Source organism: Streptomyces sp. AN091965, from assembly GCF_022698285.1.
Lineage (GTDB): Bacteria > Actinomycetota > Actinomycetes > Streptomycetales > Streptomycetaceae > Streptomyces.
Genome location: NZ_JALDMY010000001.1, coordinates 860982 through 885489, shown reverse-complemented (window position 1 = coordinate 885489; position 24508 = coordinate 860982). Strand labels below are relative to the sequence as shown.

Here is a 24508-nt window from a genome sequence, read left to right as displayed (position 1 = left end):
CAGGTGGCAGCCATGGAGCCCGTCGAGGCACTGAACCGCATCGCCTTCCTGCTCGAACGCGTCCACGCGCCCACCTACCGGGTACGCGCCTTCCGCACCGCAGCGGCCGCCGTCGCCGCCCTGACGCCTCAGGAGCTCGCCGAGCGGGTCCGTACGCACACCCTGGAAGCCCTCAAGGGCATCGGGCCCAAGACGGGCGCGGTGGTGCGCGAGGCGCTCGACGGTCAGGTGCCCGGCTACCTCGCCCGCCTGGAGGAGGAGGCCGAGCAGCCCCTGGTGACCGGCGGCGCCGAGCTGCGGGCCCTGCTGCGCGGCGACTGCCATCTGCACTCCGACTGGTCCGACGGCGGCAGCCCCATCGAGGAGATGGGCCGGGCCGCCGCCGCGCTCGGCCACGAGTGGGCCGTCCTCACCGACCACTCGCCCCGGCTGACCATCGCCCGCGGCCTCTCGCCCGACCGGCTGCGCGAGCAGCTGAAGGTGGTGGCCGCGCTCAACGAGACGTGGGCCCCGTTCCGCCTGCTCACCGGCATCGAGTGCGACATCCTGGAGGACGGTTGCCTCGACCAGGAGCCCGAGCTCCTCGCCCGGCTGGACGTCGTGGTCGTCTCCGTCCACTCCAAGCTGCGCATGGACGCGGAGGCCATGACCCGCCGCATGGTCAAGGCCGTGCGCGATCCGCACGCGGACGTCCTCGGCCACTGCACCGGCCGCCTCGTCACCGGCCGCGGCCGCCCCGAGTCCGCCTTCGACGCCGACGCGGTCTTCGCCGCCTGCGCCGAGTCCGGCACGGCCGTGGAGATCAACAGCAGGCCCGAGCGCAAGGACCCGCCCCGGCGGCTGCTGCGCCGGGCGGTCGACGCCGGGGTCCTGTTCGCCATCGACACCGACGCGCACGCGCCCGGCCAGCTCGACTGGCAGATCATCGGCTGCGCCCGCGCCGAGGAGTGCGGGGTACCGGCCGAGCGCACCGTCACCACCTGGAACGCCGAGGACCTGCTCGCGTGGACGAGCAGGTCCGGGCAGGGTCCGGCCTGAGCCGGTGTCTTCCGAGGCGCGGCGCGGTCAGTTCGTGAGGGTCACACAGGGCAGACCGACGCTCGCGCCGCCGCGGAAGCCCTCCGCGCACAGCCGCGTGCCCGCGGGGAAGTGCCGCTGGGGGTAGGCCTGGTCCCGGTAGGTGCGGAACGCGGCGACGTCCTCCACCTTCGTGCGGGCGCTCCAGCCGTTGGTGGTCCACACCCGCGCGCTGATGCGGTGCGGCTGGTTGGTGTTGGTGACCGACACCTCGACGCGGCCCAGATAGGTCCCGGTGTCGTACGTCTCGATGCAGACCGAGTGGTTGCACCACTTGCCGTCGGCGACCGCCGAGGGGCCGGTGGCGACGACGCAGCCGAGGGCGGCGGCCAGCGCCCCGATCCCCGCGGCGATCTTCCTGGTGATGTCCGGCATGGTGAGCCACCCTCATGTGTGTCGCGATGCCCGTGACCAGCTCACGGACTCCCGGCCGGACCAACGCGGCGCAAGATCATTGGTTACGGGACCCGGGGCGGCCGGACCCGGGAGCCGACTGTGACCAGGGCCCTAGGCCGGCGCGCGGGCGTCTGCGACCATGCGCCGATGACCGAGGAAGGCGAACACGCACGGCTCTGGGCCGCGCCCGGCAGCGCGCAGGTCGAGCTGCTGTCCGCGCGGTTCGAGCGCTTCGCCTTTGACCGGCACAGCCACGAGGAGCTGTCCGTCGGCGTCATCGAGGAGGGCGCGGAGGGGCTGCACCTGGCCGGGGGCAAGGTCGTGGTCCCCGCGGGGCAGCTGGTGATCCTCAACCCCGGGCAGGTGCACACCGGTTTCGCCGCCGAGGAGTCCGGCTGGCGCTACCGCATGTTCTACTTCGACACCGCCATGGTCGACGAACTGGCCGAGGAACACCTGGGCGTTCGGGACGTCTGGTTCGGACAGACGGCCGTGCCCGACCCCGAGCTGTTCGCGGGCCTGCGCCGCGTGCACCGCGAACAGGAGCACGCCCACGACCCCCTCACCGCCGAGTCACTGCTGCTCGGCGCGCTGACCACGGTGCTGCGCCGGCACGCGAGCACCGGCCGGGCGGCCGCCGCCGGGCCCCGGCGGGACCCGCGCCGGGGCCCGGACCTGGCGCGGCAGCTGCTCCACGACCGCTGGGCCGAGCCCGTCACGGTCGCGGAGCTGAGCGCCGCCGCGGACATGCCGCGCGCCTCCCTCATCGCCGCCTTCCGGCGGGCCTACGGGCTGCCCCCGCACGCCTACCTGCTGCGCCTGCGCGCCAACCGCGCCCGCCGACTCCTCCTGACCGGACAGCGCCCCGCCGAGGTGGCCGCCGCCACCGGCTTCGCCGACCAGGCCCATCTGACCCGCGTCTGCAAGCGCTACTTCGGCGTGACGCCGGGGGCGATCCGGCCCTGACCGAGGCCCCGTCCGAAGGCGCCGCCCGCCCGCTCCAGAGGCCCAGTTTCCTCAGGGTCGACAGCACCAGCACGACGGCCGCGCAGATCGCCGCGTACGTCCAGTACCCGGTCGCCGCGAACGTGATGGCGAGGCTGGACGCCGCGTGGGTGACCGCGCATCCGCAGCTCTGCACGGCGCCGGGTTCCCGCGGGGGACGACACGGCCGCTGATGTCGTTGGTGATGTCGCTTCGCTCTGGATCCTCGCCGGGCGCCCCCACATTTCCAGTGAACCGGCTGGGCCTGATCCTGCATGAGGGCGACGTGAGACTTTCGTTCAAGACCGCCCCGCCCCGCCGCGCCAGGCTGACCCCGTCGGACAAGGAGAGACGGAAGGCGGCTGAACAGACATGGTGTGGGCGATGGCGGTGTCCCCGCTGGTCGTGGTCCTGGGGATGATCACGGGGCTGCGCCGGGCGGCGCACTGGGCGGCGGTCGTGGGGGCGGTCCTCGCGGCCCTGCTGATCTGGTGGCTGCCGGACTTCGCGCTGGCGGGCGACGCGGCGGCCGGGACGGCGGGCGGGGCCGGGCTGCTGGTGCTCAACGCCGCGGCGGTGATGCTCCCGGGCGTCTATCTGAGCCAGGTGCTCACGCGCCGCGCGGTGCACGAGGCGTTGCAGGAGTGGGTGCGCGGGCTCCCGCTGCCGGTGCCCGCGACGATCGCCCTCGTGGTGGCGGGCATCGCCCCCACGGTGGAGGCCCTCACCGGCTTCGGCGTCTCGCTCCTGGTCACCGTGCCCGTGCTGCTCGCCCTCGCGCCGCCCGCGACCGCGCTACGGCAGGCCATGCTCGGCATGAACATCATGCCGTGGGGCACCCTCGGCCTCGCCACCGTCATCGGCGCCGCCCTCACCGGCGCCGGCACGGCCGAACTGGGCACCGCCACAGCCGTCACGAGCGCCCTGGTCTTCCCCCTGGTGACGGCGTGGGCCGCGCTGCTCGCCCGGCCGCGGCGACGGTTCCGTACCGCCGTGGTGGCCGCCGGCGCCGGCGGGGTGCTCGCGCTCGGGCTGCTCGCCCTGAACCGCCTCGGCGCGGTCCAGCCCGCGGGCGTCCTGGCCGGGCTCGTGACCACCGGTGCCGGGCTCGCGCTGTGCGCCGCCCGCCGAGGGCGGACCGGCTCCGGCGCCGCCGGTCGGCTGCTGCCGCCGCGCGCGGTCCTGTCCGCGTACGGCCTCGTCCTGGGCGGCATCGCCCTGACGCGCGTCGCCAAGGCCGTGGGCGTGCCTCCCCTCGCCCTGCACGCGGGCGACGTGAGCTTCGCGCTGCTGAGTTCACCGGGCCTGCCGCTGCTCGCCGCGGCCCTGATCTTGGACCGGGGCCGCCCGCACGGCCGGGACGCGCGCACCGCGCTGACCCGCGTCGGCAGGCCGCTGCTCGCCCTGACCGGGTTCGTCGCCCTGGGGCGGCTGATGGCGGACAGCGGCATGATCGGGGAGCTCGGCTCCGCCGTCGCCGGGGCACCGCCGCTGGTCATCGCCCTGGCCGCACCCGCGCTCGGCATGCTCAGCGGCTTCCTCACCGGCTCGAACGTCGGCGGCAACGCGCTGATGATGCCCCTCCAGGAACGCCTCGCCCCGGACGGCGCGGGCCTCGACACCTGGTTCGCCGCCCTGCAGAACAGCGCGGCGGGCCACACCGTCTTCACCTCGCTGCCCATGATCATGCTGATCCTGGCGGTGGCCGGTGACCGGGCCAAGTCGGCGGGCGTCACCGAACGCGGTCTGCTGCGCTTCGGCCTGCGGGTGGCCGCCGCGGTGTACGCCGCCCTGGCCGTGACGGCGGTCGCCGTGGTGGTCGTCGGCGGAGCCGCCTGACCCGTCGGGGGCCGCCGAGCCGGGGGCAGCCGCGTGCGGGCGCGCCTCGCCCCGGCTCAGGACGTCACCCGACGAAGTGCCCCCCGAGGCGCTCCACCAGGAGGAACCCGCCGATGCCGATCATCATCGCGCCGCTGACCCGGGTGACCACCCGGGCCGCCGCGGGCCGGGCCTTGAGCACGGCGCCCGCGAGGACGCCGACGCCGAGGTAGACCACGGCGCAACTGGCCATGTGCAGCGTGCCGAGCAGGCCGCTCTGGACCGCGACGGGCCAGCCCGTGCCCGGGTGGATGAACTGCGGGAACAGTGAGAAGTACAGCAGCAGCGCCTTGGGGTTGAGGCCGCTCGTGCCGACCCCCTTCCACGCGATCTGCCAGCGGGAGTCCGCCAGGGCCTCGGTGGCCGCCTGCGGACTCGCCGGGCGGGCCAGGACGCCCCAGCCGAGCCAGATCAGATACACGGAGCCGAGCACGGTGAGGGCCGTGAGCACCGCTCCGGAGCTCGCGACGATCACGACGAGGCCCGCCACCGCGAGCAGTGTGTATCCGGCGTACCCCGCGACCAGACCGGCCACCGCCGGGACCACCGACCGCTCCCGCAGCCCCGCCGATATCGCGTACGCCCAGTCCGCGCCGGGCGTGCAGACCAGCAACAGGTCAACCGCCAGGAAGGCCGCCACCGTGCCCGTGTCCATGCTGAATCGTTTCCTCTCCCCTGTGCCGTTCGAAAGGGAAGGCTAGGAGCTTTTCGGCCAAAGGTGTTTCCGTAATTACTCCGGGACCCGGCATGGCGGGGGATAATCTTCCGCATGGACGCCCTTGACCGGAAGATTCTTACCGAGCTGCAGCAGGACGGCAGGCTGACGGTGACGGAGCTGGCCGCTCGCGTGAAGCTGAGCGTCTCGCCCTGTCACCGGCGCGTGCGTGACCTGGAGAAGTCCGGGGCGATCCGCGGCTATCGCGCCATGGTCGACCCGCCCGCGCTCGGCCTGAACTTCGAGGCGCTCGTGTTCGTCACCCTGCGCTGGGAGGACAGCGACACGGTCACCGCGTTCGAGGAGGGCGTGGCCGACGTCCCCCATGTGATCCAGGCCCAGCGCCTGTTCGGCGAGCCCGACTACCTGCTGCGCGTCGCCACCGCCGACCTGGCCGCCTACCAGCAGCTGTACGACCAGCGGCTCGCCACCCTTCCGGGCGTCCAGCGCCTGACCTCCACCCTCGTCATGAAGCACGTGGTGGACGACCGTCCCCTGCCCCAGTAGGGCCGCCGGGGGGGCCTTGCCCCCGGCCGACCGGGGGAGCAGGATGGCGGCAGAGGGGCTTTCCCTGAGGTCTGGAGCGTGGACCGGCCCGATGCAGGGGCCGGTCAGGGGAATGTGTAAGGGCTATCCCGGCCATGCCATGTGCCGCCCGTCAGCGGACGGCAGCCCTTACGCAGTCAAGGTGGCCCGTTCATGGGTACAGCTCGCGAGGAGCGGTTGGCCGCAGCGTTCATCGACCTGGCCGACATCCTCTCCGACGACTTCGACATCATGGAGTTCCTGCACCGGCTCGCCGACCACGCCGTCGCCCTGCTCGACCTCGCGGACTGCGGCGCCATGCTGCTGAGCGCGCAGGGCCAGGTCGTGGACGCCACCGCGACCAGCGAAGCCGCCAGGCGGCTCGAACTCGCCCAGATCGAAATGGAACAGGGGCCCTGCTGGGACTGCGTCCAGACCGGTGTCCGCACCGTCGACACCGTCCTCGACAGCGCCACGGCCCGGCAGAAATGGCCGCGGTTCGCGCCGCTCGCGCTCGCGCGGGGCTTCGCCGAGATCGTCGCCCTGCCGATGAGGCTGCGCGGCCAGACGGTCGGCGCGCTCAATTTCTCCCACACCCACGCGAGGCTGCTGTCCGCCGCCGACCTGCGCCTCGGCCAGGCCCTCGCGGACGCGGCGGCCATAGCCATCCTCACCCAGCGCAGCCTGCTCGACCAGCGGCTGCTCGCCGAACAGCTCCAGACCGCGCTGGACAGCCGCGTCGTCATCGAACAGGCCAAGGGCGTGCTCGCCACCCGCGCCGGGATCAGCCTCGACGCGGCCTTCGACCGGATGCGCCGGCACGCCCGGCACCGCCGGCAGCGCCTGACCGAACTGGCCCTCCATGTGATCGAGGATCCCGCCGAACACCTCACCGGCCCTCTGTCATAACCCCACCCTTCCCAGGCGGCCGGGACGTCCTGGCCGCCGACAGGCGGTGACTGGCATGACCGGCTACCCCCCGCCCACCACGTCCCTGACCCGAGCCCTGCACAACGCGCCGCCCGAAGCCGGGCTGCCCGGCCTCTCCGCAGCCGACTGCGCGACGGCCCTCGGCCTCGACGGCCTGACCGTCGCCCTGATCTCCCCGGCAGGCCCCACCGAACTCGTCTGGCACGACCCCGCCGACCCCGTCGGCCCGGCTTTGGACGACCTGCAGTTCACCCTCGGCGAGGGGCCCACGGCCGACGTGGCCCGCACCGGCCTCGCCGCCCTCCAGGACGACCTGAACGACACGTCCGCCGCACGGTGGCCCATGTTCACCCCCGCTGCCCTCGACCTCGGCGCCCGCACCCTCATCGCCCTGCCGTTGGCGCTCGGCGCCATCCGCCTGGGCGTCCTCACCGGCCACCGCACCGTCCCCGGAGCCCTGACGACCACCCAGCGCGGCGACGTCGTCGCCCTCACCAACGCGATCTCCTTCCTCGCCCTCACCGCGCCCGAAGCCACCGTCGGCCTGCACGGCTCCCACACCGACCACAGCACCCTGCACCGCGCCGAGGTCCACCAGGCCACCGGCGTCATCGCCACCCGACAGTCCCTGCCCCTGCAGACCGCGCTGCTCCGGCTGCGTGCCTACGCCTACAGCCACGACCGCGATCTGCTCGCCGTCGCCCGCGCCGTACTCGACGGCACCCTCCGCCACCTCAACAACGGGAGTTCCGCGCACGAGTGACACCGGGGCCGGGCGGCACCACCTCAGGCGAGCAGCGCCGCGGCCGCCGCCAGGAGGTCCTGGTTGTGCCCGGTGACGTCGCGCTCGGTCAGCCGGTGCAGCTCGTCCGCCTCGACGCCGAGGTCCTCCAGCGGTACGTCGACGTTGCCCCGGGCCCGCGTGGCGCGCCGCAGCGCGACGCGGAACCCGGCGCCGCGCGGCAGCTCGCCGAGGAGCTCGGGCAGCCACACGCGCAGCAGCTCGTGCGTCCACACGTTGGCACCGCCCGCGCCGGTGCGGTGCGCGGTACCGAGGACGGGCCCGAGCCCGTTGTCCTGGAACCCGGCCGCGAAGATGTCGGCGGCCGAGTACGACAGCGCGTCGGTGATGAGGACCTTGGGGCCGGAGTGGCGCGGCAGCCCCGCGGTGACCGCCTCCGGGTCGGTGAGCGGAAAGGCCTGCGAGTACACCTCGCCGGTCTCCACGGCGGCGCGGATCGAGGGGGTCCAGACACGGAAACCCGGGTTGGACCGGGCGAGGGCGAGCGCGGCGCGCGTGGTGGACAGCGAGAAGCTCACCGGCGCCACGGGATGCGGGCTCAGTACCTGCAAGGCAGACTCCGCGGCCGGGACGTGGCCTCCCGGGTTGCCGCGGATGTCCACGATCAGGCCGCTCTCCGGTGCGCGGGCCGCGATCCGCGCCACCTCCTCGGCGAACGGCCGCGCCCCCGCGACGTTGAACGAGTAGACGCGTACGTACCCGTAGGAGCGGCCACGGACGCGCACCGTCCGGTGGCGGACGACGCTGCGCAGGGCCCGCGCGGCCGAGCGCCGCGCCTGCGGCGGCGCGAACAGCGCGCGCTTGACCTGCCGCACGGCCTCGCTCCCCACGTCGATGCCGAGGGCGGTGGCCAGCGTCGGCACGGGATCCTGGGCGCGCCCGGCGTGCTGCTCGACGGCCCGCACCCGCCACGGGACGCGCGTCTCGCGGCGACGGCCCCCGACCGTGCGGTACGTCAGGAGCACGCGGTGCTCGTCCGGCGGGGGACCGGTCCGCAGTGGGCGCAGCGTCAGGGACTCCAGGCCGCGCGCCAGGCGCGCGTCGAGGTTGGAACCCGCCTGCGCGGCCGCGTTGCGCTCGACGGCGCGCTCGATCGGCACCCCGTTCCAGGCCTCCAGCTCGGTGCCGACGTCGAAGCCTGCGTGCACGAGGGCCGGATCGATCTTGGAGACGATGTGGTGGGGCGCGCCGTCCGGGTCGGCGTAGCGCTCGACGAGGAAGCCGAGCGTGGCCACGTGGCCCCGGTAGGGGTCCGGCAGTTGGTAGACGGTGTGCAGATCGCGCAGCCCCCGGAAGACGTCCGTGAGTTCGGCGTGGAACTGCAGCTCGCTGAGCGGCGCGAGGCGGCGCTCCAGGAGGCGGAGCCGCTGCACGGGGTCGGTGGCGTGCATCGCCCGCTTCAGCGGAAGGTGCACGTACAGCTCCTCAAGGAGCACGCGCGCGGCGGCCACGAGGCGGTAGCGGTCCGCGAGGGGCAGCGGGTCGGCCTCGACCCGCCGCATGAACTCCTCAAGGCCGACCGAGTCCGGCAGGGCCTCGTCCGGTTCGGCGAGCGTCCGCCTCATGGGTAGTAGTCCGCGAGGTGCTGGAGCTCGGGCACGCCGGCGCGCGCCACGGCGGCGAAGTAGGCGGCGTCGTGGGCCAGCGGGTCGAGGCGCGGGACGACCAGGTCCAGCGGGACCTCGCCCGCGGCGGCGAAGGCGCCCGTGTCGCCCTCCGGCATGTCCCCGAACAGGGCGAGCGGCGCGTCGGGGTCGTCGAGCGGGCCGCCCCAGTCCGCGAGGGCGTCCTGCGCGGCGCGCCAGGCGGCCACCGGGTCCTCGCGGACCTTCTCCAGAGCCCGCTTGACCCCCGGCCAGTCGAGCGTGGCGTCGGCCCGGTGCGGATCCCGCACCGCCACCCGCCGGGAGAGCCCGGCCACCGTGAGCGCGCTGGTGTCCGTCGCCCCCGCGGCGGCCATCAGCGCCCGCGTGCCGTAGAAGGGACGGCCGCGCACAAGCACCAGGCGCACGTGCCGCTCGGTGGCGTCGATCAGATTGCGGTACGGGTCCGTGGCCGGGTCGTGGCGTTCGAGGACGAGCAGGTCCGCGGCGCTGCCGCGCTCCAGGCGGCCCACCTGCGGCCCCCAGGCGGTCGCGAGGGCGTCGCCGGGGTTCGCGGTCACCATGTCGCACAGCTCGCGGTCGGTGAACCGGCCGCCGAGCTCGCGGCGGTTGACGGAGTCGGCGACCTTGAGCTCGCCGAGGACGTTCTTGGTGCCCGAGGGCGACCAGTCGGAGCCGAGTGCGATGCGCAGCCCCTTCTTGTCGGCCTCCACCACGTCCGTCGTGGTGTGGTAGAGCCAGTAGTTGGAGAACGGCGACCATACGACGGTGGCCTTCTCCGCGGCGTTGAGCGCGGTCACCGCGCTCTGCCACTTCTTGAAGTCGGCCGCCGTCAGGGCAGTGCCGTGCACCCCGATCAGACCCGGCTTCAGACACGGTTCGAGGTCGTCGAACTCGCGGTGCACGATCGTGCCGGGCTTCCCCTCGGCGACGTGGTAGATCAGCAGCCGCGTGCCGTCGAGCCGCGGCGCCCGCTCCTCGCGCAGCTCGTCGGCGTCGAGCTGGAGCGCGGCGGTCATCACCATGTCGGCGCCCGCGGGCAGCTTCTCGTTGTCGATGGTCCGCAGCAGCCAGCCGTCGACGGGGCGCGTCGACAGCGGGGCGCCCTGGATGGCTGTGACCCCGCCGACCAGGGCCTTCACCTCGACGTACTTGATCAGTGCCTCGGGCGCCGCCTGGCCGAGCACCTTGGCGGGCCAGGTCACCGACGTCGCGTAGTCGGGCGGGTGCTTCTCGCCGACCCAGCGGTCGTGGTGCAGATAGGGCACGCCGACCGCCTCCCACAGCGGGAGCGTGTTGTAGAGGAGGTGGTTGTGCAGGTCGATCAGGCCCGGCAGGATCAGCGCGCCCGTGTCGAGGACCGGTGCGGAGGAGAAGCCCGCGGGCGGCGCCTGCCCGGCCTCCCGCACCGCGGCCAGACGGCCGTCGTCGCCGACGTACACGGCGCCCGGGTCGAGGATCCGGTGGTCGCTGTCGCAGGTGACCACCGTGCCGCGCAGGACGAGGGCCATCAGCCCGGCGCCTTCCAGAGCAGCGTGTGCTTGTCGTCGGGCGAGGGGCGGCTGACGGAGTTTGCGCCGCCCTGGGCGCGCACCCAGGCGTCGTCGCCGAGGAAGTCCGGGGCGCCGAAGGGCAGGTCACGGCGGGGGATCGCGCCGTAGTCGGACTCCAGGAACTCGGTGCCGTAGTTCGGCCCGGTGTTGTCACCGTCAGGGTCGGGCGTCACCACCGACCGCAGCTGCGTGATGGCGGCGCGCCAGCCGTCGAGCAGGGCCGCCGGGTCGTGGCTGGAGGGGTGGGGCACCTCGACGAGCGGCACCGGCGGCCGCGTCGGCCACAGCCGCACCGCCTCCTGGGCCATGAAGCCCATGGCGACGACGGCCTCCAGGGTCGGGTCCGTCGCCCGGTCGAAGACGGCGTTGCGCCACTGCGTCTGCGGCGGGTCGGCGAGCCGCTCCTTCATCGCGAAGGCGCGGCTCGGCTGGACCGCGTACGCCCACGCGTTGAGGCAGACGTAGGAGCGGGTCAGACCGAGCTTCGTGAGGAACCCCTGGACGCGCTGGCCGGCGTTGCCGATGAGGCTGCGCCCGGCGATCCGCTCGGTGGGGCCGGGGTCCGAGGCCACGATCAGGACGCGCGCGGAGCCGTCGAGCCGCCCGCGGTAGAAGATCGGCCCCCAGTCGAACCAGAACGCGTCCTTCACGGGCGGCTCGGGCACCTGGGCCAGCAACTCGGCGAACTGGGCCGTGGGCCCGCGGTCGAACTCCGCCATGGGGCAACGCCTCCTCACCGGCCGGATGGTGCGCGCCCGTGAGCACACGGGCCCCTCGGCGGCGGGCCGGGGGCCCGGCGGCCGAAACCGGTGTCGGAACTAGTGGATCACCCCACCCCGAATGGCGCAAATGGTGGTATATCGACCAGGCGAGCCTCGCTAAGTCGAGGAATCGATGTCTCGACATAACGAGCACTGGGGGCGGCTGCCCGCGGCGGCGCGGCAGCCGCCCGACTCACCGGGAGCCGGCGGCGGCGCCGCGCTCGTCGAGGTCGCGGATCTCCCGCATCTCCTCCATGAGGTCGAGGAGCTCCGGCGTGAGGAACTCGTTGACCCGGCAGGCGCCGGAGAGCGCCGAGAAGTAGCGGTCGGACAGCTCGCTGCTCGTGGCGGCCGCGCGCAGCAGGTCCAGGTGGTGGCCGGGCGGGTTCAGCTCGGCCGTCTTCAGCGTGCTCTTGTAGTCCGGGATGAGGGTCTCGGTCCGCTGGGCGGCGAACTCGTCGAGCGACTTCCGCAGCCGGTCCGGGTCCTGGAGGGTGTCACCGATCCGGTCGACCAGGAGCTGGGCCTGGATGAAGGCGTCGGTGATGCCGCGTGCCGTGATGGAGTCCTTGTGGTGGCTCGCGTCGCCGACCAGGGCCCAGCCGGGACCGGCCGCCCTGCGGAAGAAGTTGAGCTGGTTGCCGGTGCCGAAGAGGCGCTCCACCTGGGTTCCCGCGTCCATCTCCGCGCGCACCTCGGGCGCGGTGTGCCGCACGGTGTCGAGCAGGGCGGCGAGGCCGTCGCCCTTGACCTCGGCGAAGCGCGCCTGCGGGAAGTACGCCGCGACCAGCGTCGCGCCGTCGTTGGTGGGCACCGTGCCCACCCAGCTGCCGCGGGACTGATAGAGCCGGAAGCGCGTGGGCAGGCCCTCCCAGTAGCTGTAGTAGCAGCAGGTGAGCGTCGGGTCCTCGATCTCGTACGGCGCCTTGACCTTCGCCGCGACCGTGGAGCGCATGCCGTCGGCGCCGACGACCAGACGGGCGCGCTCGACCACCTCGCTCCCGTCGCTCGGCTTGAGCCGGACGCCCACGACCCGGTCGTCCTCGAGGACGACGTCGGTGACCGAGCAGTTGTCGCGGAATTCCACGCCCGCGTCGACCGCGGCCTTCGTGAGGATCGTGTCGAGCAGGAAGCGGCGCGGCGCGTACGACGCCTGCTGGCCTTCGACCGGCCAGGAGGAACCCTCGATGCGGACGCCCCCGTACGTGTAGGCGGCCCGGTCCAGTGGCGGACAGCCGGTGGCCACCACGTCCGGCAGCACGCCCCACTTGCTGAGGAGCGCGATGCCCGGCTGGTGGATGTAGAGGGTCGACAGCGTCTCCTTGGGAAAGGCGCTGCGCTCGACCATGAGCACCCGGTACCCGGCGCGGGCGAGCAGCATCGCTGTCGGAGAGCCGGCGACCCGCGCCCCGACCACGATCACGTCGTACACGAAATACCTCCTCGTCGGGCACCGACTCGTCCGGGCCGGGCTGTCCTGCGGAATGGCACAAGGGCGGAATGGTGAAAAGGCGGTGCGGTGGCACGCGTCCGGCTTCCCGCGGAGATCCGCGTACGGCTCCCGGCGGAGATCTCGGCGGAAGTCGCGGGGAGGGCCGAAACGGAATGAGATGGTCACCGAAAGCGCCGCGTACGGAAAGGAATGATGGCCAACCATAGCCCCGCCTTCACCCGTTCTTCGTCCAGCGCCGCCTTTTCGACTCCGCGATCGACTTGCCGTTGTCCTGGCGACGAGACGACCGTCCGGGCGCATCGCCGTACTGGCTGCGGGACCGCCTCACCATGAGGGCAACTGCCACAGACCCACCAGGAGTTGGGGTGCCGTGCGGCCCGGGCCGGAAGTGGACTCCCGCGCCTTGGGGTTGATCAGGTGTCGTACCCCGATTCGGAATCCCGACGGCGCGCCCGGCGGCCATCCGGAAAGCGGCGCGCCCGACCGGCCGTCCGGAAATCGGGCGCACCCCTTGCGGCCGGAGGAATCAACGGCTCAGCGGCACCGTGAACTGCTTCAGCCAGGTGCGGCGGGCGAAGTCGCGGGCCTTGATGACGACGGAGTTGCGGTGCACCTCGACCTGGAGGCCCTGGTTGAAGGAGCCCTCGACGGCGACCTCGCCGCCCTTCCCGTCGTCGCGGTAACCGGTCTGGATGGCCCCGGTGTTGACCACCGTGAACCCGTGGAGGTTGGCGGTTCCCGGCACGACCCGGCGCACCACCCAGTCGGACAGGTCGAGGTCCCAGTGGGTGTGCCCGGAGAAGAGGAACACGTCGGGGTGGCGGCCGAGCAGGTTCAGGAGCCGGTCGGCCTGGAGGTAGTCGCTCGCGTAGAGCTTGTTGCGGGTGCCGGAGACCGTGTTGGGCAGCGGGTGGTGGGTGATGACCATGACCGGCTTGCGGCGGCGCGACCAGTGCCAGAGCCGGTCCTCCAGCCAGGCGAACTGCGCGTCGCTGAGCCACACCTCGTCCCAGAGCTTGGGGTCGTGGAAGTGCGCGTACCGCTCGGTGCCGAGGGCGAGCACCGGGATGCCGCCGAAGGAGGTCTCCGCGTGCACCGAACCGCGCCCGGCGAACCGGTAGAAGCTGCGGAAGAGCGAGTCCTCGGTGGTGCCGTTGGGCCAGGTGTCCTGGGCGAGGGTGTCGGGGTTGCGCCACTTCGGCATGTAGAACTCGTGGTTGCCGATCGCCCAGGACATGCTGCGCGGGTGGGAGTGCCGCCGGAGTTCGGCGGTGACCTGCGCGTACTCGAAGTCGTAGCCGCGCGGCGTGATGTCACCCGCGACGGCGAGGCCCGCGCTGCGCGGATTGACGGCCGCCATGTCGTCCAGGGCGCGGCCGAAGTCGCCCAGGTCGCCCTGGATGTCGCTGATGACGTTGAACCGTACGGGGTCCCGGCCGAACCACCGCTCGGTGTGCGCGGCGGGGGCGGCGTAGGCCTGCGGGGCGAAGGCGCTGGTCGCCAGGGCGCCGCCGCTCGCGGTGAGAAGGGTTCTGCGGTCCATGCGTGGCTCCGTAGGGGTGTGGTGGACGGCGAGGGGAGTGACGTACGGGGTGCGTCGTCGGTGAACATCACGGGGGCCGATGCCGTCCCTGCCACGCGCGGTGGGCATGTATGTGTATCGAGCATGAACATCTGACGGGCCGCCGGGCGCGGACCCGGCCCGGAAGTATCGGTCGAGCGTCGGCTTGCGGCCGTCCCCGGGCCCGGGCGATGCCGACTTTGGTTACGGCGGGCAGGACCGAAGCCCGATGAGCGGCACGCCGCCGACGGCCGAAGCTGGGGGCGATCCGACCGGGCAACGGTCCGACCGCGACGAAGGGGAGCACGTGAAGCGGAACGAGGGCATGACCAGAGGAGGGTTCCTCATCGGCGCGGCAGCGGCGGCGGGCGCCGCCGCGCTCGCGGGCCCGGCCCTGGCGGCGGCACCGGCCGCGGCCGCGCCCCGCCCCGGCACCGAGCCGACGGCCACCGCCCGGCGCGGACTGACGTACCGGGGTGTCATGTACGAGTGCGGCGACGGCGATTCGCCCCACACCGGCTGGAACGCCCGGCGGATGCGCGCCGACCTGCGGAGCATCAGGCGCGCGCTGCACGCGAACTCGGTCGTGGTCTACGGCACCGGCGTGGAGCGCATGGCCGCCACGGCCGCGGAGGCGGCCGAGCAGGGACTGCACGTATGGCTCCAGCCGCGCCTGGGCGACGTGCCCGAACGCCAGATCCTCGACCACCTCGCCGAGACCGGCAGGCAGGCCGAACGGCTGCGCCGCCAGGGCGCCCGCGTGTACCTCAGCGTGGGCTGCGAGTTCGTCCTGTTCGTCCCCGGCATCGTGCCCGGGGACGACGCCCTGGAGCGGGTCGAGAACATGCTCAAGGGCAACTGGGACCCGGAGAAGGCACAGCGCAAGCTGGACCGGCTGATCCCGCTGGCCGCGCGCACCGGGCGGCGCGTCTTCCACGGCCCGGTGACGTACGGAGGCGCGCACGAAGACGTCGTCGACTGGCGCCTGTTCGACATCGTCAGCGTCAACTACTACTCCTACTTCGCCGACCCGCGCGGCTACTACAAGGAGCTCGACCCCTACCGGAAGTGGGGCAAGCCCGTGGCCATCACCGAGTTCGGCACCTGCACGTTCCGGGGCGCCCCCGAGGCGGGCGGCATGGGCTGGAACAGCATCGACTACAGCAAGCCCAAGCCGGAGGTGCGCCCGGGACTGCGGCGCAGCGAACGCGTCCAGGCACGGTATCTGACCCAGGTCCTCGACGTGTTCGAGCGGATGAACCTGCACGCGGCGATGGCGTACGAGTTCGTCTCACCGGAGATGCCGCACCGCCGAGAGCGGCGCTACGACCTGGACATGGCCAGCTACAGCCTCACCAAGCCCATCTGGAGGACCGAGGACGACCCGACGGCGCGCTGGCACTGGGAGCCCAAGGAGTCCTTCCACGCGGTGGCCGAGCACTACGCCCGGGCGGGCCGCGGCGCCTGAGACCCCGCGGGGGCGGGCGCAGGAACCGGCGCCGGGCGGCATACGTTGTCGTTCACGAGCAAGGCGGGCCGGGCTCGCCCGCCGACGAGGGAGATGACGCGATGAGTGAGAAGGCCCGGAAGCTGTTCGAGGCGTTGGACCTCGACCACAACGGGACCCTGACCCGCGAGGAGGTGATCATCGCCCTGCGGACCAAGGGCCCGTCCCTGGCCGCGTCCGGGGACCTGCCGTTCTGGGGGCTCGGGGACGCCGAGGACTCCTCGGCACTGTTCGACGCCGCCGATCAGAACGGGGACGCGGTGCTGACGTTGGAGGAGTTCTCGGCGGAGGTCGACCGCCGCTTCGGCTGGCGCTGAGCGCGGGCCCCGGGCGGGTGCCGAGCAGCACGGCCCGGGCCCCGAGCGCCCGGGCCGCGTCCTCGGCGGCCGCGAGGACGAGCGGGCCGCCGCCGGTGCCGCGGGCCTCCTTGCGCACGAAGAGCCACTTGGGCCCGGCCGCCGGACCCTGCGCGGCGTCGCCACCGGCGAAGCGCTGAGCCGTCCGAGCGAAGTCGAGCAACCCCTGCCCACCGCGCTAGTTACCCATAGTGCTCCTGGACAGGGGCTGAGCCACGGCTTATGAGAAGGGAAACCCTTGTGCTGAAGAAGGTTATGGCGGCGACCGCGGTCACGGCTTCCGCGGTGGGCATGGTCGGCGCGGTGGCGCCCGCCGCGAGCGCCATCGGCGACGACCACGGCACCACGTCGAAGAGCGGCAACGGCGCGTCGCAGGCGTTCGGCAACTCCGCCACGCACGGCGACATGAGCCTGCAGGGTTCGATCGTCCAGGGCTCGCTCAACAAGCCCTGCCTCGGCGTGCCCGTCAAGGTGAACGCCGGATCGATCGTGGGCCTCCTGGTCCCGGTGGCGGTCCAGGACATCCCGATCCTGTCGGCGCCGCAGAACCAGCAGTGCGCCGAGAACTCGACCCAGGCCAAGGGCGACGAGCCGCTCTCGCACCTCGCGGACGACATCTCGGCCCTGTCCGGCAACGGCGCGGGCAACGGCTGACCCTCACCCGCCCCTCCTGCCCCAGCGGGCCGCCGAAGCTCCTCCCGGCGGCCCGCTGTGCTGCCCGGACCCGGTGCCGCACGAGCCCGTCGGCGTGGGCTCGCTCCGGCAGGGCCGGGGAACGGCGGCGGCTCAGCCGAACCGCTGGATGCGAGGGGCGAAGGTGCTCTCGGGGCCGCCGGCGCGGCCGACCGACCACACCGTCGTCGTGCCGGGCACCGCCGCCAGGCGCAGCACCGCGGAGTCGCTCTCTCCGGCCACCGCCGGTTCGTCGTACTCGGTGAACGACTGGCCGTTCCAGGCGAGGAAGTCGGGCCCCGGGACGAACGGTGGATTGCTGCCCGGCGGTGCCCACTTCAGCGAGCGGACCACCGCCACCCAGCCCAGCTCGCCGGACGCGGTGGGCGCCAGCGAGTTCACCGCGCCGAAGGTGGTGGGCAGGGCGACCCGGTTCCACTTCTCCCCGTCGAAGCGGACGAGCAGCGGCGGGATCGGCTTGCCCGGCGGGCCGCCGATGAACCCGGCCGTGCCGCCCGCCCACACCTCCGTGGGCGAGACGGCCAGCACACTGCCCACGGCCGACCGCGGGAAGCCGTCCACGATCGTCTGCTGCCACTCCTTGCCGTTCCAGTGCGACACGGCCGCGGCGGAGTCGTTCGAGCCCGCTGCCCAGACGTCGTCGGCCGCCTTGATGTGCAGGCCGTACACGGATCCCGGCGGCACCGGCAGGTCCTGCCAGCCGCGCCCGTCGTGGCGCAGCAGGGCCTGCGCGCCGTCGCGCGTACCGATGAGCCAGGTCTCACCGGCTCCGGTGACGACTTCGGTCAGGACGACACCGCGGGGCGGCCGGCTCTCGGACCAGGCGGTGCCGTTGAAGCGGAGCAGACGGGCGGCGCCCGCCGTGTCGCGGCCGACCGCCCAGACGGAGGTCGGCGCGGTCGCGGCGACGGACAGCAGCTCTCCCTGCCAGCGCGTTCCGGGCAGGCCCTGGCGCTTCCAGGCGGTCCCGTCCCAGCGCAGCAGCAGCGGGAAGCCCGGCGCCGAGCGGCCCACGGCGTCGGCGCCCACCGCCCACGCCCGGTCAGGACCCAGCGCCACGGCCTCGTTCAGCGCGGCCTGCGGGCGCACCTGCGCCGGGACCGGGACGTGCTGCCAGGACGCGGTGTCCGCCGCGGCCGGGCTCAGGGCGGTGAGGAGGGTGAGGGCGGCCGCGAGGGCCGCGACGAGCAGTCTGCGTGTCATGGTCAGCCTCCCCGGCGCTCGCTCATCAGATTCGGTTTCGAGCCGTAGATCTCGACGGTCCCGAGGGACAGCAGCGAGGTCCCGGCCTTCACCAGGGCCCGCGGATTGACGTCGATCGCGTTGGTGCGTCGGGGACCGTAGGAGAAGGTGGTGCGGGAGCCGCCCACCCGCGCGTACTTCGACTGGAACGCGCGGTCGCTGCGCACCGGAATCCACAGCGCGCCGCCCGGGCCGCGCACCATGCCCTCGGTGTAGGTGTCGCCCAGCGGCGGGTAGGTGGTGCGCCAGGCGTGTCCGTCGAAGGTCATCAGGTAGGTGCGGCCCACGCCGTCGGTGTACTGGCTGCCGCCGATCGTGGCCCGGCCGGAGGGTTCGAGCAGCATCGTGTGCACGTTGCCGTTCGTCGGCAGGGGCACCTTCGCGTCCCGCCACGCCGTGCCGTCCCAGCGCAGGACGGCCATCCCGCCGGTCCGCCTGTCCGCCCAGGCCCAGACGTCGTCGGCCGCACGGGCGGTGATTCCCATCAGGAACAGCACGTCGTCCGGGGTGGACTCCACGGTCCAGCCGGAGCCGTCGTAGTGCAGGACCTTCAGTCCGGTGGAGTCCTCACCGACCACCCACGCGCCGCCCGGTACCGCGGCGAAGTCCTGATAGGTCCACAGGGTCTGCGGCAGCGGCACGGCGCTCCAGGCTCCCGTCGCCGACCTGCGCAGGATCTCCCCCGCGCCCGCGCGATTGTGGAAGATCCACACCTCGTCGCCGACGAACTGGACCTTGCCGAGCCAGCCCTGCTCGCCCGCGCCGGGGAAGGTGGTGTCGCGGCTCCACGCCGTGCCGTCCCACCGGTACAGCAACGGCCGCAGCCCGTCGGCGGTGTGTTCGTAGGCCGTCGCCCAGACGTCGCGCGGTCCGCGGGCGGCGAGGTCCTTCACGGTCACCGGCGGGGCCGCCGCCGGCACCGGCAGCGCCGACCAGCCGGATGCGACCGTCGTGTCCGGCGCCGCGGTGGCGATCGGCGACACCACCGCGGCACACGCGAGCACCAGGCAGACAACGACCGCACGGAGACCGTTCACCAGACCCCCCGAGAGACCCCCCGAAAACACGAAGGTCGCACACGGTATTGGCATGTACCCGCCCGTGAACAGATGACATCCGGCCGATCACGGCCCCGATCGGGAGCCTGCCGTGTCGGGGGAGCCGCCCGGCGCTACTCGAAGCGCGCGGTGTCGCCCGCCCCCCGGCGCACGATCGTGGCCTCGCCGTCGGAGAAGTCGATGACGGTCGTCGGCTCCGTACCGCAGTCGCCCGAGTCGACGACCACGTCCACCTGGTGGTCGAGGCGCTCCTTGATCTCCCAGCCCTGGGTCAGCGGCTCCTCCTCGTCGGGAAGGAGCAGGGTGCTGGAGAGCAGCGGCTCGCCCAGCTCGGCGAGGAGGGCCTGGGTGACGGAGTGGTCGGGGATCCGGACCCCGACGGTCTTCTTCTTGGGGTGCAGCAGCTGGCGCGGCACCTCCTTGGTGGCGGGCAGGATGAAGGTGTAGCTGCCCGGAGTGGCCGCCTTGATGGCGCGGAACACGTCGTTGTCGAGCCGTACGAACTGCCCCAGCTGGGCGAAGCTCTCGCAGACGAGGGTGAAGTGGTGCCGGTCGTCGAGGTTGCGGATCGTCCGGATCCGCGCGATGCCGTCGCGGCTTCCCAGCTGACAGCCGAGGGCGTAGCAGGAGTCCGTCGGGTACGCGATGAGCGCACCGGAGCGGACACCGTCCACCACGCTCGTGATGCTGCGCCGCTGGGGATTGTCCGGATGCACGTCGAAGTACCTGGCCATGGGCGCCGAGTCTAGGCGATCAGGGCGTGGGCGGGGCGGCGAGACCCGACTCGACCGCGAGCACGGCGAGCTGGCTGCCTGGGCGCTGCGTGGAGGACGATAGCCTTCGGCCCCCTCCACGTCGACGGCCTGGGGCGCATGGCCGAACCCGAGGAGATCGCCCGCGCCGTGCTCGCCCCGGCCCCGGACGACTTCCCGTACAGGACCGGCGCCTCCGTGGCCGTGGACGGCGGGAGCGCGGCCGGGCGGAAGGTGGTGCGGCCCGCGGGGGCGTGACGCCGACCCGGCGGACAGGCCCTAGTCGTGGTAGTCGTGGATGCGCCAGCCGACGCCCGGGAGTTCCTCGAAGAGCTTGGCCGCGACGAGCTCCTCGGCCTGCCGGCGCGGCGCCCGGGTGTCGACCACCTGTCTCAGCTCGCCCGGGGTGATGACGCCGTCGGCGAGGTTCTCCGCCGACCAGCAGACCGCGGAGACGTACAGACGGAAGGCCCCGTCGGACAGGAACCGCACCCTCCAGTTCCATGGGAACCGCGCATCGAATTGAGCCCACGGCATCGGCACTTCTTTCGTCGGCGTTGACTGCCCCTCGGATGTGCTCTTCTCGTATACAGGATGTCTACACAGGCACACAGTGCTTTCCGGAATCGCCCCCTGGCGCGGGGGTGGCGTTTGCGCGTCTCACGGCATAGGCATGGGCAGGCCGACGAGCAGGCAGGATGAGCCTCATGGGCGAGCAGGAACGGATGGACTTCAACGACCTGGTGCGCGAGCGCCGGGCCGAGCTGGGCATCAGCCTCCGGGAGCTGGAGGCCCGGGCCGTGGATCCGGAGGCCGGTGAGCGGGCCCGGTTCGGATGGATCTCCAAGGTCGAGAAGGGGCGGCCGATCGACGCCCCGCCCCCGGCTCTGCTCCGCGCCCTGGCGGTGGGTCTCGCGCTGCCGCTGCGCGTGCTCCAGGAGGCCGCGGCGGCGCAGTTCCTCGGCATGACCTCGTACGTGTGGAGCGAGGACCGTACGACACGGGTACTGGCTGCGCACATCGAGGAGATGACGGACGCCGAGCGCAGGCAACTGGCCGACATCGCCGAGACGTTCGCCCGCAGGCGTGCGCGGAGCGAGGGCGCGCCGGGGTAGTGCGGGGCGCTCGTACGCGGCGATTCGCTCTGGCCTGCCCCAGGCCCGGTGTGGCACAGTCGGTGATCCGCCACCTGGGGGGCGCAGTCGGATACCAACCGCTCGCGGCTGCGGCCGCGCGGCGGTGACGAGTGTGGCCGTGAGGGGCTGGAATGGCAGACGAGCAGGTGCAGCTGGCCGGTGAACCGGGCGAGTCGGGTGAGCCGTTGGCGGAGTTCGACATGGAGTTCGTGGACCAGCTGCCGGGCGGCAGGGTCGTGATCCCGGTGGAGAGCCGGGGCCGGTTCACCTGGCTGGTCGCGCGCGGACACGTGTCGGAGCAGGCGCGCCGGGAGTTCGTGCAGGAGATCCAGCACATCGTGGGCCGCGGGCTCTGGCGGCAGAACTGGCCGGCCGAGACGGACTGAGCCCTTGCCCCCGCCCGGGGCTCGCATGCTGCCGCGCCGCAGGCCATGCGGTGCGACCCGGCGCGTCGCGCGGCAGTGCCCGTGCCTCACAGTGCCCGTGCCTCACAGCGCCTGTGCCTTACAACGCCCGTGCCTCACAACGCCCGTGCGACACGGCGCCCGTGTTACACGGTGCGCCCGTGCGGCACAACGCCCGTACGATGCCGACGCGTTGTTACGTCCTCATCATGAGGGCATAGACGCCCCATCATGCGCGCCCGCCACAGTGACGCGCATGAACACCCACTCGCCCGCGAGACGGCGCGGCCTCACCGCGCTGCTTGCCCTGAGCGCCACCGCCACCGTGGTCGCCACCACCTCCCTGACCGCACCCGGCGCCGCCGTCGCACGGGAGGTGCCGGGCGCCACACCCCCCGCCTCTTCGATCAGTTGGGGTCCCTGCCCCCAGGAAAGCGACCCGCCCGGTCGTCCGCCGAGCCCCCAGGCCCGGTGCGCGACCGTCAAGGTGCCGCTGGACTGGTCGAAGCCGAAGGGGAAGAAGATCGGGCTCTTCGTCGCGCGCTACCCGGCCTCGAACCCCGCGCAGCGGATCGGCGTCCTGATGTCGAACCCGGGCGGCCCCGGCGCGCCCGGCGCCGACGACGCGCTCTACGCGGACGAGCCGTACGACGGCTACGACCCCGCCATCCGCGAACGCTTCGACATGGTCGGCTTCGACCCGCGCGGCATCGGCCGCAGCGAGGGCGCCCGCTGCGACGAGTCGATCCTCGACAAGATCCCGGCCCGCCCCCGCGGCGCGGCCGAGTTCGAGCGCCTTCGCACCCTCAACGGCCGCCTGGCGCAGAGCTGTCTGCGGCGCACGGGACCGCTCGTCGCCCACATGGACGGGGAGAGCGTGGCCCGCGACATGGACGCGATCCGCGCCGCCCTCGGCGAACGCCGGATCAGCTTCATCGGCCACTCGTACGGCACGTTCCTGGGTGAGCGCTACGCCCGGCTCTTCCCCGAGCGGCTGCGCGCCCTGGCCCTCGACAGCGCGATGGACCCGGACCGGCCCGGCGCCGAGCGCACCCTCATGGACGGCAGCGTCTCCCTGAACAACACCCTTGAGCGGCTCGCGGCCTGGTGCGTGAAGAACACGTCCTGTGCCCTCAAGGGCAAGGACCTCGCGGCCGTGACCGACAAGCTCTTCGCCCGAGCCGACGCGGGCACCCTCCGCGACCCGGGCAGAACGGGACCGACGCGCAAGAAGGTCAGTGCCGACCAGCTGTCCGAATTCCTCAGCTCGGCACTCGGCGGCTGGACCCCGGAGGAGACCGCACGCCAACTCGTCGCGCTGCACACCGGAAAGGGCGAGGTCACCTGGACCGACAGCGCGGCTGACCCCGTCGCCCGGCTCGTCCTGTGCCGGGACGAGGACTACCGGATCCGGGACTACGCCCACTACCGGGCCATCCGCGACCGCGTGGCGAAGGCCGCCCCGCACGTCCGCTACAACGCCCAGGCCCTGGACTTCGTGCTCGCCTGCCAGGGCTGGACCCTCCCGCCCAAGCCCCGGCCGGCCCGGGTCAAGGGCGACCTGCCGCCGGTCCTGGTCGTCAACGCCACGGACGACATGGCGACACCGCTGGCCGGGGCGCGCCGCATGGCACGGTCCTTCCCCCGCGCGTCGCTGTACACGGTGGACACCGTGGGCCACTGGCTCTACACCCTCCCTGAGCCCCGGCGCAGGATCGACGCCTACCTGCTCGGCCGCACGGACTGACGGACCCTCACCTCCGCGTCGGCGGTAGCGGGGTGCGCGTGCTCCCTCGGCCATCCTGGCCGGGGGAGCGGGCGCCCCGCTTTCCGGGCGGCATAGCCTGGCGGTTCGCGCCTCGTTTCCGCCGCTGAAGGAGACCGGTATGACCGCCCAGCCGATCGTGCTCGACCCGACCGGAAACCAGCGCCACGCCGAGGACCGGCGCCTGCGCGCGCACGGGCCAGCGGTCCGCGTGGACGTCCTCGGCGTGACGGCCTGGGCCGTCACCGACCCCGACCTGCTCAAGACGCTGCTCACCAGCCCCGACGTGTCCAAGAACGCCCGCGCGCACTGGCCCGCGTACGAGAGGACGGTGGCGACCTGGCCGCTGGCGCTGTGGATCGCGGTGGAGAACATGTTCACCGCCTACGGAGCCGATCACCGGCGGCTGCGGCGGATGATCGCCCCGGCCTTCGGCGCCCGCCGCGTCGCCGCGCTCGCTCCGGCCGTCGAGGACGTCGTCACCCGCCTCGTCGACGACCTGGCCGCCCGGGCCAAGGCACCCGGCGGCGAGGTCGTCGACCTGCGCGAACACCTCGCCTATCCGCTGCCGATCAGTGTCATCGGCCATCTGATGGGTGTCCCCGAAGCACGGCGCCCCGCCTTCCGGGCTCTGGTCGACGGCGTCTTCGACACCACCCTCACCACGCAGGAGGCCACCGCCAACACCGCCCGCCTGTACGAGACCGTGGACGAACTGATCGCCGCGAAGCGGGCCGCTCCCGGCGACGACATGACCTCGCTGCTCATCGACGTGCGCGACGACGAGGGCGACGGCAGCCGCCTGTCCGACAACGAACTGCGCGACACCCTGACGCTGATGATCAGCGCCGGGTACGAGACCACCGTCAACGTCATCGACCAGGCCGTCACCGCGCTCCTGACCCGCCCCGGGCAGCTCGACCACGTCCGCGCGGGCCGCGCCGGGTGGAACGACGTCGTCGAGGAGACGCTGCGGCACGAACCGGCGGTCGCCCACCTGCCCCTGCGCTACGCCCTGACCGACATCGCCCTGCCCGGCGGCGGCACCATCGCGGCGGGCGAGGCGATCCTCGCCTCCTACGCGGCGGCCAACCGCCACCCCGCCTGGCACGGCCCGAGCGCCGACGCCTTCGACGTCACCCGAATCCTGAAGGACCACCTGGCCTTCGGGCACGGCGCGCACTTCTGCCTGGGTGCCCCGCTCGCACGCCTGGAGGTCACCACGGCCCTGCGCGCGCTCTTCGACCGCTTCCCCGCCATCGAACTCGCCGTCCCCGCCGAGGAGCTGCGGCCCCTGGACTCCTTCATCTCCAACGGCCACAAGGAGCTCCCCGTACGGCTGCGCGCCTGAGCCGC

At 73.0% G+C, this 24508-nt stretch carries 25 protein-coding genes; 14 read left to right on the top strand and 11 right to left on the bottom strand.

The window, feature by feature from the left end; translation table 11 throughout:
* Positions 1–12: 12 nt before the first annotated feature.
* Entirely contained in the window at positions 13–1038 is a 1026-nt protein-coding gene (locus tag MQV74_RS03450) for a PHP domain-containing protein (protein WP_242714521.1), read from the top strand.
* 27 nt (positions 1039–1065) lie between these two features.
* On the opposite strand, the gene MQV74_RS03445 is transcribed toward MQV74_RS03450, so the two are convergent.
* Positions 1066–1452 (bottom strand): hypothetical protein, encoded by a 387-nt coding sequence (locus MQV74_RS03445; protein WP_242714520.1) that lies wholly within the window; start codon positions 1450–1452, stop codon positions 1066–1068.
* 168 nt (positions 1453–1620) lie between these two features.
* On the opposite strand from MQV74_RS03445, the gene MQV74_RS03440 reads away from it, so the two are divergent.
* Together MQV74_RS03440 and MQV74_RS03435 are read left to right on the top strand one after the other, a co-directional pair.
* The gene (locus MQV74_RS03440; RefSeq protein WP_242714519.1) at positions 1621–2439 is read left to right on the top strand and encodes an AraC family transcriptional regulator; all 819 of its coding nucleotides are present in this window, start codon (positions 1621–1623) and stop codon (positions 2437–2439) included.
* A gap of 402 nt (positions 2440–2841) precedes the next feature.
* Entirely contained in the window at positions 2842–4296 is a 1455-nt protein-coding gene (locus MQV74_RS03435) for an L-lactate permease (RefSeq protein WP_242714518.1), read from the top strand.
* A gap of 64 nt (positions 4297–4360) precedes the next feature.
* Here the strand turns inward: MQV74_RS03435 and MQV74_RS03430 are convergent, their stop codons facing one another.
* Positions 4361–4990 (bottom strand): LysE family translocator, encoded by a 630-nt coding sequence (locus MQV74_RS03430; protein WP_242714517.1) that lies wholly within the window; start codon positions 4988–4990, stop codon positions 4361–4363.
* A 114-nt stretch (positions 4991–5104) separates the two neighbouring features.
* On the opposite strand from MQV74_RS03430, the gene MQV74_RS03425 reads away from it, so the two are divergent.
* The 3 genes from MQV74_RS03425 to MQV74_RS03415 all read left to right on the top strand — a co-directional run bounded on the left by MQV74_RS03425 (position 5105) and on the right by MQV74_RS03415 (position 7268).
* Positions 5105–5557, top strand: coding sequence for an Lrp/AsnC family transcriptional regulator (locus MQV74_RS03425; RefSeq protein WP_242714516.1), 453 nt, complete (start codon positions 5105–5107; stop codon positions 5555–5557).
* A gap of 192 nt (positions 5558–5749) precedes the next feature.
* Positions 5750–6484 (top strand): GAF and ANTAR domain-containing protein, encoded by a 735-nt coding sequence (locus tag MQV74_RS03420; RefSeq protein WP_242714515.1) that lies wholly within the window; start codon positions 5750–5752, stop codon positions 6482–6484.
* A 55-nt stretch (positions 6485–6539) separates the two neighbouring features.
* Positions 6540–7268 (top strand): ANTAR domain-containing protein, encoded by a 729-nt coding sequence (locus MQV74_RS03415; RefSeq protein ID WP_242714514.1) that lies wholly within the window; start codon positions 6540–6542, stop codon positions 7266–7268.
* 23 nt (positions 7269–7291) lie between these two features.
* On the opposite strand, the gene MQV74_RS03410 is transcribed toward MQV74_RS03415, so the two are convergent.
* The 5 genes from MQV74_RS03410 to MQV74_RS03390 form a co-directional block, all read right to left on the bottom strand.
* Positions 7292–8872 carry a S41 family peptidase gene (locus tag MQV74_RS03410; RefSeq protein ID WP_242714513.1) on the bottom strand — a complete coding sequence of 527 codons (1581 nt, stop codon included), beginning with the start codon at positions 8870–8872 and terminating at the stop codon, positions 7292–7294.
* On the bottom strand, positions 8869–10422 hold the full coding sequence (locus MQV74_RS03405; RefSeq protein WP_242714512.1) for an amidohydrolase family protein: 1554 nt from the start codon (positions 10420–10422) through the stop codon (positions 8869–8871). Before MQV74_RS03405 ends, MQV74_RS03410 begins: the two co-directional genes overlap by 4 nt.
* Entirely contained in the window at positions 10422–11183 is a 762-nt protein-coding gene (locus MQV74_RS03400) for a hypothetical protein (RefSeq protein WP_242714511.1), read from the bottom strand. The genes MQV74_RS03405 and MQV74_RS03400 overlap by 1 nt, the downstream gene beginning before the upstream one ends.
* A gap of 235 nt (positions 11184–11418) precedes the next feature.
* Positions 11419–12657 carry an NAD(P)/FAD-dependent oxidoreductase gene (locus tag MQV74_RS03395; protein WP_242714510.1) on the bottom strand — a complete coding sequence of 413 codons (1239 nt, stop codon included), beginning with the start codon at positions 12655–12657 and terminating at the stop codon, positions 11419–11421.
* A 547-nt stretch (positions 12658–13204) separates the two neighbouring features.
* Positions 13205–14221, bottom strand: a complete 1017-nt coding sequence (locus MQV74_RS03390; protein WP_242714509.1) for a metallophosphoesterase family protein — start codon at positions 14219–14221, stop codon at positions 13205–13207.
* A gap of 325 nt (positions 14222–14546) precedes the next feature.
* Here MQV74_RS03390 and MQV74_RS03385 point away from each other — a divergent pair, with 325 nt between their 5' ends.
* From MQV74_RS03385 to MQV74_RS03375, 3 genes are all read left to right on the top strand, one after another.
* The gene (locus tag MQV74_RS03385) at positions 14547–15707 is read left to right on the top strand and encodes an abortive phage infection protein (RefSeq protein WP_242714508.1); all 1161 of its coding nucleotides are present in this window, start codon (positions 14547–14549) and stop codon (positions 15705–15707) included.
* A 101-nt stretch (positions 15708–15808) separates the two neighbouring features.
* On the top strand, positions 15809–16063 hold the full coding sequence (locus tag MQV74_RS03380; protein ID WP_138957719.1) for an EF-hand domain-containing protein: 255 nt from the start codon (positions 15809–15811) through the stop codon (positions 16061–16063).
* Between the two features lie 279 nt (positions 16064–16342).
* Positions 16343–16756, top strand: a complete 414-nt coding sequence (locus MQV74_RS03375) for a rodlin (RefSeq protein WP_242714507.1) — start codon at positions 16343–16345, stop codon at positions 16754–16756.
* A 132-nt stretch (positions 16757–16888) separates the two neighbouring features.
* Here the strand turns inward: MQV74_RS03375 and MQV74_RS03370 are convergent, their stop codons facing one another.
* The 3 genes from MQV74_RS03370 to MQV74_RS03360 form a co-directional block, all read right to left on the bottom strand.
* The gene (locus MQV74_RS03370; protein WP_242714506.1) at positions 16889–17998 is read right to left on the bottom strand and encodes a hypothetical protein; all 1110 of its coding nucleotides are present in this window, start codon (positions 17996–17998) and stop codon (positions 16889–16891) included.
* A gap of 2 nt (positions 17999–18000) precedes the next feature.
* A complete protein-coding gene (locus MQV74_RS03365; protein WP_242714505.1) occupies positions 18001–19074 on the bottom strand; it encodes a hypothetical protein in 1074 nt (357 codons plus the stop codon).
* Positions 19075–19208: 134 nt separating this feature from the next.
* Entirely contained in the window at positions 19209–19829 is a 621-nt protein-coding gene (locus MQV74_RS03360) for an L-threonylcarbamoyladenylate synthase (RefSeq protein WP_242714504.1), read from the bottom strand.
* A gap of 138 nt (positions 19830–19967) precedes the next feature.
* On the opposite strand from MQV74_RS03360, the gene MQV74_RS03355 reads away from it, so the two are divergent.
* A complete protein-coding gene (locus MQV74_RS03355) occupies positions 19968–20105 on the top strand; it encodes a hypothetical protein (protein ID WP_374120578.1) in 138 nt (45 codons plus the stop codon).
* Positions 20106–20126: 21 nt separating this feature from the next.
* Here MQV74_RS03355 and MQV74_RS03350 read toward each other — a convergent pair whose 3' ends face one another.
* Entirely contained in the window at positions 20127–20339 is a 213-nt protein-coding gene (locus MQV74_RS03350; RefSeq protein ID WP_242714503.1) for a hypothetical protein, read from the bottom strand.
* Positions 20340–20554: 215 nt separating this feature from the next.
* On the opposite strand from MQV74_RS03350, the gene MQV74_RS03345 reads away from it, so the two are divergent.
* From MQV74_RS03345 to MQV74_RS03330, 4 genes are all read left to right on the top strand, one after another.
* A complete protein-coding gene (locus MQV74_RS03345; RefSeq protein WP_242714502.1) occupies positions 20555–20962 on the top strand; it encodes an XRE family transcriptional regulator in 408 nt (135 codons plus the stop codon).
* A gap of 152 nt (positions 20963–21114) precedes the next feature.
* The gene (locus MQV74_RS03340) at positions 21115–21369 is read left to right on the top strand and encodes a hypothetical protein (RefSeq protein WP_242714501.1); all 255 of its coding nucleotides are present in this window, start codon (positions 21115–21117) and stop codon (positions 21367–21369) included.
* Positions 21370–21643: 274 nt separating this feature from the next.
* On the top strand, positions 21644–23134 hold the full coding sequence (locus MQV74_RS03335; RefSeq protein WP_242714500.1) for an alpha/beta fold hydrolase: 1491 nt from the start codon (positions 21644–21646) through the stop codon (positions 23132–23134).
* A gap of 139 nt (positions 23135–23273) precedes the next feature.
* On the top strand, positions 23274–24503 hold the full coding sequence (locus MQV74_RS03330) for a cytochrome P450 family protein (protein ID WP_242714499.1): 1230 nt from the start codon (positions 23274–23276) through the stop codon (positions 24501–24503).
* The last annotated feature ends 5 nt before the right edge of the window (positions 24504–24508 follow it).

Excerpts from the sequence above, each read along its gene's own strand:
- MQV74_RS03360 (WP_242714504.1), bottom strand. The coding sequence starts at position 19,829 with ATGGCCAGGTACTTCGACGTGCATCCGGACAATCCCCAGCGGCGCAGC.
- MQV74_RS03380 (WP_138957719.1), top strand. The coding sequence starts at position 15,809 with ATGAGTGAGAAGGCCCGGAAGCTGTTCGAGGCGTTGGACCTCGACCAC.
- MQV74_RS03400 (WP_242714511.1), bottom strand. The coding sequence starts at position 11,183 with ATGGCGGAGTTCGACCGCGGGCCCACGGCCCAGTTCGCCGAGTTGCTG.
- MQV74_RS03410 (WP_242714513.1), bottom strand. The coding sequence starts at position 8,872 with ATGAGGCGGACGCTCGCCGAACCGGACGAGGCCCTGCCGGACTCGGTC.
- MQV74_RS03420 (WP_242714515.1), top strand. The coding sequence starts at position 5,750 with ATGGGTACAGCTCGCGAGGAGCGGTTGGCCGCAGCGTTCATCGACCTG.
- MQV74_RS03415 (WP_242714514.1), top strand. The coding sequence starts at position 6,540 with ATGACCGGCTACCCCCCGCCCACCACGTCCCTGACCCGAGCCCTGCAC.
- MQV74_RS03370 (WP_242714506.1), bottom strand. The coding sequence starts at position 17,998 with ATGACACGCAGACTGCTCGTCGCGGCCCTCGCGGCCGCCCTCACCCTC.
- MQV74_RS03445 (WP_242714520.1), bottom strand. The coding sequence starts at position 1,452 with ATGCCGGACATCACCAGGAAGATCGCCGCGGGGATCGGGGCGCTGGCC.
- MQV74_RS03390 (WP_242714509.1), bottom strand. The coding sequence starts at position 14,221 with ATGGACCGCAGAACCCTTCTCACCGCGAGCGGCGGCGCCCTGGCGACC.
- MQV74_RS03405 (WP_242714512.1), bottom strand. The coding sequence starts at position 10,422 with ATGGCCCTCGTCCTGCGCGGCACGGTGGTCACCTGCGACAGCGACCAC.
- MQV74_RS03345 (WP_242714502.1), top strand. The coding sequence starts at position 20,555 with ATGGGCGAGCAGGAACGGATGGACTTCAACGACCTGGTGCGCGAGCGC.
- MQV74_RS03430 (WP_242714517.1), bottom strand. The coding sequence starts at position 4,990 with ATGGACACGGGCACGGTGGCGGCCTTCCTGGCGGTTGACCTGTTGCTG.
- MQV74_RS03450 (WP_242714521.1), top strand. The coding sequence starts at position 13 with ATGGAGCCCGTCGAGGCACTGAACCGCATCGCCTTCCTGCTCGAACGC.
- MQV74_RS03425 (WP_242714516.1), top strand. The coding sequence starts at position 5,105 with ATGGACGCCCTTGACCGGAAGATTCTTACCGAGCTGCAGCAGGACGGC.
- MQV74_RS03330 (WP_242714499.1), top strand. The coding sequence starts at position 23,274 with ATGACCGCCCAGCCGATCGTGCTCGACCCGACCGGAAACCAGCGCCAC.
- MQV74_RS03435 (WP_242714518.1), top strand. The coding sequence starts at position 2,842 with ATGGCGGTGTCCCCGCTGGTCGTGGTCCTGGGGATGATCACGGGGCTG.
- MQV74_RS03440 (WP_242714519.1), top strand. The coding sequence starts at position 1,621 with ATGACCGAGGAAGGCGAACACGCACGGCTCTGGGCCGCGCCCGGCAGC.
- MQV74_RS03335 (WP_242714500.1), top strand. The coding sequence starts at position 21,644 with ATGAACACCCACTCGCCCGCGAGACGGCGCGGCCTCACCGCGCTGCTT.
- MQV74_RS03340 (WP_242714501.1), top strand. The coding sequence starts at position 21,115 with ATGGCAGACGAGCAGGTGCAGCTGGCCGGTGAACCGGGCGAGTCGGGT.
- MQV74_RS03355 (WP_374120578.1), top strand. The coding sequence starts at position 19,968 with ATGGCCGAACCCGAGGAGATCGCCCGCGCCGTGCTCGCCCCGGCCCCG.